This is a genomic window from Burkholderiales bacterium (assembly GCA_013695435.1).
GTDB lineage: Bacteria > Pseudomonadota > Gammaproteobacteria > Burkholderiales > JACMKV01 > JACMKV01.
Map to the genome: position 1 here is coordinate 1 of JACDAM010000243.1, position 7261 is coordinate 7261.

4 protein-coding genes are annotated in these 7261 nt (G+C 61.0%); 3 read left to right on the plus strand and 1 reads right to left on the minus strand.

Annotation, left to right across the window (positions count from 1 at the left end):
- A partial coding sequence (locus H0V78_12060; protein ID MBA2352474.1) for a glycosyltransferase family 39 protein occupies nucleotides 1-1318 on the minus strand: 1318 nt, incomplete at its 3' end.
- Nucleotides 1319-1679: 361 nt separating this feature from the next.
- Here H0V78_12060 and H0V78_12065 point away from each other — a divergent pair.
- Genes H0V78_12065 through H0V78_12075 form a run of 3 tightly spaced genes read left to right on the plus strand, consistent with a single transcriptional unit; the run spans nucleotide 1680 to nucleotide 6945 of the window.
- Nucleotides 1680-3869 carry a CHASE domain-containing protein gene (locus tag H0V78_12065; GenBank protein ID MBA2352475.1) on the plus strand — a complete coding sequence of 730 codons (2190 nt, stop codon included), beginning with the start codon at nucleotides 1680-1682 and terminating at the stop codon, nucleotides 3867-3869.
- The gene (locus H0V78_12070; GenBank protein MBA2352476.1) at nucleotides 3862-4305 is read left to right on the plus strand and encodes a response regulator; all 444 of its coding nucleotides are present in this window, start codon (nucleotides 3862-3864) and stop codon (nucleotides 4303-4305) included. Before H0V78_12065 ends, H0V78_12070 begins: the two co-directional genes overlap by 8 nt.
- A 12-nt stretch (nucleotides 4306-4317) precedes the next feature.
- Nucleotides 4318-6945 carry an EAL domain-containing protein gene (locus H0V78_12075; protein MBA2352477.1) on the plus strand — a complete coding sequence of 876 codons (2628 nt, stop codon included), beginning with the start codon at nucleotides 4318-4320 and terminating at the stop codon, nucleotides 6943-6945.
- Nucleotides 6946-7261 lie beyond the last annotated feature (316 nt).

Sequence of the window (7261 nt, forward strand, 5' to 3'; positions counted from 1 at the left end):
GCGTGATACCGCCCGCCCAGTTGATGAAAGCGCGGCGATTGGAGCGCCCAATGCGGGCGACCAGTGCGATCCACAACAGGCTGAATACGAAGGAGACGCCGAACGCGAAAGCGCCGAACTCGGCCTGGAAGTCGGGGAGATAGCGCGTCAGACGGGCCGCAAGCCGGGCAGGCTCCCCGCTCAGCAATGCCCACCAGCCGAGCCATAGCAGCGCCGCCATCAACCCGAAGGTCATGATGCCGAACCAGTCGAGCGCGTTGGCCGCGCCGCGCCGCAGACTGGTTGCCGATGCCGAGGCGAGCAACGCGAGCGGCAACAGCAGCGGCAGCGCGTAAACTTCGCTGGATTCGGTCGCCAAGCTCAATACCAGCAGCATGACGATGAAGCTTGCGACCGGCAACTGGAAGCCCGCGCTGCGCCAGGCCGACGAGCGCCCGTACCACAGCGTCCACAGCGCAAGCGGCAGAGCCGGCCATGCGAACCACGGCAGGATCGAAACATAATAAGCGGGCTCGGATGGGTTGAAGTCGAACAGATTGAGGATATTGGTTTCGAGCCACGCATCGAACAGCACCGGCGCCCGCAGGTGCAGCGCGTATGGCCAGAACGCAAGCCAGGGCGCGGCCATCAACGCCGCGACAGCCAGGCAGACAAAATACGCGCGCGTGCGCCACGCCGCGAAGAAAGTCGGCAGCACGACCGCGATGAGCGCGAACACGAGCGGCGCGAACAGGCCCTGCGAGAAAAAACCGATGCCCACACCTGCGCCCAGCCAAAGCCCGGCGCCAATCCGGCGCCGTTCGGCCAGCGCCAGGCCGTACAACCCGATCGCAACGCCGGTCAACAACGCGACATCGGTAATGATCTGGTGCGCGCGCACCAGGAGGCCGAGACAGCCGATCAATATGACCGCGGCTACGACACCATAGCCGCGCCCGTACAATTCGCGCCCGGTCAGCCCAGTGAAAGTCAGCGTCAGAATCAGGAACAGGCCGGACGCAAGCCGCGCGCCATCGTGCAGCGGCAGCAGCGGTTCGAATAGCCGCGCGAAGCCGGCTGCGACCATGTAATACAGCGGCGGATTCTGCATGAACGGTTCGCCGGCCAGCTTCGGCGTCAGCCAGTTGCCGTTTTGCAGGATTTCGTAGACAACGCCGAACGTATGCGCTTCGTCGGGTTTCCACGGATCGTGGCCGAGCAGGCCGGCGAGCAGCCACGCCAGAAAAATCGTGACGGCGATTGCGATCTGGTCCGGCCGCAACGCCTGGTGCAATCCGCGCGCGTCGTCCGGGTGCCCGCTGCCGAGCGCGTCATTCATGCTGGCATGGGATCGCTAGTGCGCAACCGCGTTCTCTGCTTCCGGTATTCCATAAATGGGCGCCTGAGCAATTGGAATGGAGGCTCATGCTGCCCGCAGTTTAGCGTTTGCCTGACCGCGTATAAAGCCGACGCGAACGACGTGCATGCGCGGTATCGATCTGATTCGGAGCCGCTTCTAGACAATCGAACCGTAGCCGAAGGGCGCGGTTGCGATGACAAGCAGGCCGGGTTTTGCTATTTTGCACGCTCTGCCCCCGTCCCCAGCGCCTCAGTGGTACAAACCTACGCTACGTCCCGGCCACCTCGACCTATCATGCTGCCGCGCACGCGGTGCTTCCTGGCATGCGCGCGGTAAATAGATGCTGAGCGCAAAAAAAACGCTGGGAGCAGCGACGCGCCCGATGACGCTGGCATGGATGGTCCTGTTCGTTTTCTTCGCGCTGACTTTGTGGGCGTGGTATGTCGTTCGTGAAGATGTCGAGAGCAACGCGCGCAAGCAGTTCGCGTTTCGCGCCGACCAGGTCGTGGCCGGAATCCGTGCCCGCATGTTGGCTTACGCACAGGTCCTGCGCAGCGGTGTCGGGCTGTTCCATGCATCGCTCGAAGTCGAACGCGACGAATGGCGCGAGTACGTCGACGCGCTGAAAATCGACGAGAATTTCCCTGGCATTCAGGCGATCGGCTTCAGCCAGCGCATTTTACCCGCTGAGCGAGCGGCCCACATCGAGGCGGTGCGGGCGCAAGGCTTTCCCGATTACACGATGCGCCCGCAAGGCGAACGCGCGGAATATACCTCGGTGATTTATATCGAGCCCTTTGACGAGCGGAACCGGCGCGCCTTCGGCTTCGACATGTTTGCCGAGCCGGTGCGGCGGTCGGCGATGGAGCAGGCGCGCGATACCGGTCTCAGCGTGATTTCCGGCAGGGTCGTGCTCGTTCAGGAAGGCGGCGACGACGATATCCAGGCCGGCGTTTTGCTGTACTTGCCGCTGTATCGGAAAAATTCACCGCAGGCCACGGTCGATCAGCGCCGCGCCGCGCTTTTAGGCTACGTGTACAGCCCATTCCGCATGGACGACCTGATGTCAGGCATCCGCGGCGAGAACGTCGACGATGCCGCTCTGGAAATTTTCGACGGCCCCATTGTCGCGCCGGAAACGCTCCTTTTTGAAATGGTAAAACCCAGCCCCGAACATCGCCCGGCCTTTATCGAACAGCGTTCGATGCAGGTGCAGGGGCGGCCGTGGACCTTGCGTTTCGCCTCGCGTCCGGCCTTCGAGTCCACTATCGATCGGCAGAAACCGCTGATCGTGCTCGCGACCGGTCTCGTCATCAGTCTGCTGTCGTTCATCGGTGTGTCGGCATTTGCGTCATCGCGCTCGCGAGCGTTAAGGCTTGCGCGCGACATGACGGCGGCATTGCGCATAAGCGAAGAGCGCTCGCGGCAGATACTCGATACCGCGCACGAAGCTTACGTTGCGATCGACACCGAGAGCAGGGTCGTGGATTGGAACAAGCAGGCGGAAGCGACGCTGGGCTGGACGCGCGCCGAGGCGATGGGCAAGGACCTGACCGGACTTGTGATTCCCGAAATGCACCGGGTTCCGCACCGCGCCGGGCTTCAGCATTTCCTTGCAACGGGCGAAGGGCCGGTGCTTGGCCGGCGTTTCGAGCTCGATGCTTTGCACAAGGACGGCCACGAATTTCCCATTGAAATCACGATTTCGCCACTGCGTGTCGGCGACAGCTTCCGTTTCAACGCCTTCCTGCACGACATCAGCGAACGGCGGCGCGCACAACTTGAAATCAAGGCTCTCAACGACGATCTTGCGGCGCGCGCCGCGCAACTCGAAGCGACCAACAAGGAACTGGAAAGCTTCAGTTATTCGGTATCGCACGACCTGCGTTCGCCGCTGCGCGCGGTCGATGGCTTCTCACGCATGCTGCAGGAAGACTATCAGGGCAAGCTGGACGCCGAGGGGAATCGCATACTCAAGGTGATCCGCGAAGCGAGCCAGAAGATGGGCCAATTGATCGACGATCTGCTGGCTTTTTCGCGCCTGGGCCGGCAGGCGATCAGCGCCGAGCAAATCGAGATGACGGCGCTGGCGCGGGAAACCTGGGCCGAGCTGCAAGGGCAAGGCGCGCATGTACAGTTCGTCCTGCGCGCGCTGCCGGCGGCGTGGGGCGACCGCTCTCTGCTGAAGCAAGTCTGGGTGAATCTGATTTCGAACGCGATCAAGTTCAGCGCCGCCACCGATGCAGCAGTGATCGAGGCCGGCGGCAATGGTGCCGGGGGCGATGACAACGAAGTCGTGTATTACGTGAAGGATAACGGCGCGGGCTTCGATATGCGCTACCATGACAAGCTGTTTGGGGTCTTCCAGCGCCTGCACTCAGCTTCAGACTTCCCTGGGACAGGAGTTGGTCTTGCCATCGTGCAACGGATCGTTGCCCGTCATGGTGGACGAGTATGGGCCGAAGGCAAGGTCGGCTCCGGCGCAACCTTCTACTTCGCATTGCCGCCTGGAGCGAAAAATAATGGGTGATCTGTCGGTCATCGACATCCTGCTGGTCGAGGATGACCCGAACGACGCCGAGCTTGCGCTGCGCGCCTTCAAAAAGCGTCACGTCATCGACAATGTGCATTGGGTCAAGGATGGCGCCGAGGCGCTCGATTTTCTGTTTGCACGCGGCGCATATGCCGGGCGCGATATGGGCCGCGCACCCAAAGTCGTGCTGCTCGACCTCAAGTTGCCCAAGGTCGACGGCATCGAAGTTCTGGCGCAGATCAAGGCCGATCCGCGAACACGGGCGGTGCCGGTGGTCATGCTGACTTCCTCGCAAGAGGAACGCGATGTGCTCGAAACCTACCGCCTCGGCGTAAACAGCTACATCTGCAAACCGGTCGATTTCGAAAAATTCATCGAGATCGTTTCCGAGATTGAACTGTACTGGATGGTCATGAACCGGACGCCGAAGTAAATTGCGACGCTGATGGACCGCGATCTCAAAATTCTGCTGGTCGAAGATGTTGCGACCGACGCCGAGTTGATGGTGCGCGAGGTCAAACGCGCCGGCATTTCCTGCACGAGCCGCAGGGTCGATGCCGAGCCCGATTTCCGTGCCAGTCTGGAAACATTCTCCCCCGATATTATTCTTTCCGATTTTTCACTGCCCGCCTTCGATGGGCAGACGGCGCTGGGCATCGCGCGCCGCGAACACCCGGAGACGCCGTTCGTGTTCGTCTCCGGCACCATAGGCGAAGAACGCGCGATCGAGTCGCTGAAGCTCGGCGCCGCCGATTATGTGCTGAAAACCAATCTCGCGCGGCTGCCGGCGGCGATCCACCGGGCGCTGAAGCAGGCCGAAGAAAGAACCGCGCGCAAGCGTGCCGAAGCCGCACTGCAAAAGAGCGTCGAGCGTTTCGAGACGGTCGCGCGCGCCACCAATGACGTGTTGTGGGACTGGGACATCGCAGCCGACACGTTCTGGTGCAACGACGCATTCGAGCACTTATACGGCCATTCCGCCGGGGCATCCACGCCAATGACGAATCCGTGGATTTCGCACGTGCACCCAGACGACAAAGAGCGGGTGATGGAGGGTTTCCGTCAAACCATCGCTTCCGGGCAGGTTTACTGGAGCGATGAATACCGCTTCCGTCGCCGCAATGGCGAAGAGGCTTGCGTACTCGACCGCGCTTATCTGATTCGCGACGCGGCCGGAGTTGCGGTTCGCATGATAGGCGCGATGATGGATATTACCGAGCGCCGCCAACAGCAGGAAAAAATAGCGCGCCTGTCGCGCATACACGCGGTGCTGAGCGGCATCAATGCGGCCATCGTTCGAATACGCGACCGTCAGGAATTGCTTGATGAGGCGACCCGCATAGCGGTCGATCACGGCAACTTTGCGCTGGCCTGGATCGGACTCGCGGACTTTCACGGCGCAATCGTCCGGCCGTCGGCATGGACAGGCGACGCAACCGGCGTCGCCGCTATGCACTTGTCGTTAGGCCAGGGCGATGAGTTGTCGTTGGCGGATCGCGTGGTCGCGGACAAGAAACCGTTCGTCTGCGACGACATCGACAAAGGCGGAGTGAGCCCCGCGGTCCAGATCAATGCGGCTGCCGGCGGCTACCGTTCGCTTGCAATATTGCCGCTCATTATTGGCGAACGGGCGCTCGGCGTACTCGCCTTGTGTGCGCGCGAACCGGGGTTCTTCGATCGCGAAGAACTGAAGCTCCTGTCCGAGCTTGTCGCCGATATTTCATTCGCGCTCGAATACATCGAAAAAGAAGAAAAGCTGAGCTACCTCGCTTACTACGACGCGCTGACCGGTCTGCCGAACCGGACGCTGTTCCTCGACCGCCTGCAGCAACTCGTTCAGGGCGCGAAACGCAATGCGGCCGGGAACGACCTGCGCATCGCCGTTTTCGCGATCGACGTCGAGCGCTTTCGTTTGATCAATCAGACGCTCGGGCGGCAGACCGGCGACGAATTGCTGAAGCGCATCGCCGCCAGCCTGCGTGAGGTGCTGCAAGGCAACGATCACATCGCGCGGCTCGGCGCCGACGATTTCGCTCTGGCCTTGTCGCATGTGGACGAGCCCGATCTCATCAGCGTGCTTGAGCAAAAGATTATCGGTGCGCTCGACCGCGGCTTCGTCGTCAACGGCGAGGAACTGCGGGTTGGCCTGAAAGCGGGAATCGCGCTTTTTCCAAATGACGGACTGCAATCCGATGTACTGCTGACCAATGCCGAAACGGCGCTCAAGAAAGCCAAGGAAATCAACGAGAAATACCTGTTCTACACACCGCAGTTCAACGCCCGCATCGCCAACAAGCTGAATCTCGAAACGAGATTGCGCAAAGCGCTGGAAGGAAATCAGTTCGTCCTTTACTACCAGCCTAAGGTCGATCTGATTAGCCGCGCGCTGACCGGTTTTGAAGCCTTGCTGCGCTGGCAGGACCCAACACTCGGCCTGCGTTTTCCCGCCGAATATATCGCGCTGCTCGAAGAAACCGGATTGATATTCGAAGTCGGCAAGTGGGTGATCGGGCAGGCGCTGTCGGATCAGCAGCGGTGGCGAGCGCTGGGTTTGAATCCGCCGGAAGTGGCCGTCAACGTCTCGGCGCTGCAACTCCGGAAAAGAGATTTCGTCAGTGAGCTGCAGGCGTTCCTGTGGGACGGCGAGGGCGCGCCCAGCCTTTCACTCGAGATCACGGAATCGGTCGTGATGGAGAATCTAACCGAAAACGTCTCCAAGCTGCGCGCCTTGCGCGAAATGGGCGTGACGATCGCAGTCGATGATTTTGGCACCGGCTATTCCTCGCTCAGCTATATAGCCCGGCTGCCCGTCGATGTGTTGAAAATCGACCGCTCGTTCATCACCAATATGACCGTAGACCGCTACAGCCGCAGTATCGTGGCCACCGTCATCTCGCTGGCTGAGGCGCTCGATCTGAAAGTGGTCGCCGAGGGTGTCGAGACCGAAGCGCAGGCCGCGCTGCTGCGTTTGCTGAAATGCGACGAAATGCAGGGCCAACTCACGGCCATGGCGATGCCGGTGGCGGAGATCGAAACTTTGCTGCTCGCCCGCGCGGAACGCGCGTCGTTCTGAAAGCGCTCGACCATCGCCGACACCTTAAACAGCAGGGTTTCTTCAAAGGGATGCGCCGACATCCGAGCACAAGTTTCTGCCCAAGCTTGGTGCGCGATGCACCAATCAAGTGCGCCCTGAATCGTTAACGGCGCTACCCTTCTCGTTGGTGAACTTGCTAAATTCGGATTAACCGCGTCATATCAGCGGACTGCGCGATCCAGCAAACCCTCGCCCCGGAAGAAATCCGTGGTACGCATTCTGCTAACGGCTGCCGGTGATGTTTACCGGGAGCGATCATGGCCACATTCGACAATCCATTCGATCCGCAAGTCCA

Coding starts and splice junctions, on each gene's coding strand:
- H0V78_12075 (MBA2352477.1), top strand. CDS start 4,318: ATGGACCGCGATCTCAAAATTCTGCTGGTCGAAGATGTTGCGACCGAC.
- H0V78_12070 (MBA2352476.1), top strand. CDS start 3,862: ATGGGTGATCTGTCGGTCATCGACATCCTGCTGGTCGAGGATGACCCG.
- H0V78_12065 (MBA2352475.1), top strand. CDS start 1,680: ATGCTGAGCGCAAAAAAAACGCTGGGAGCAGCGACGCGCCCGATGACG.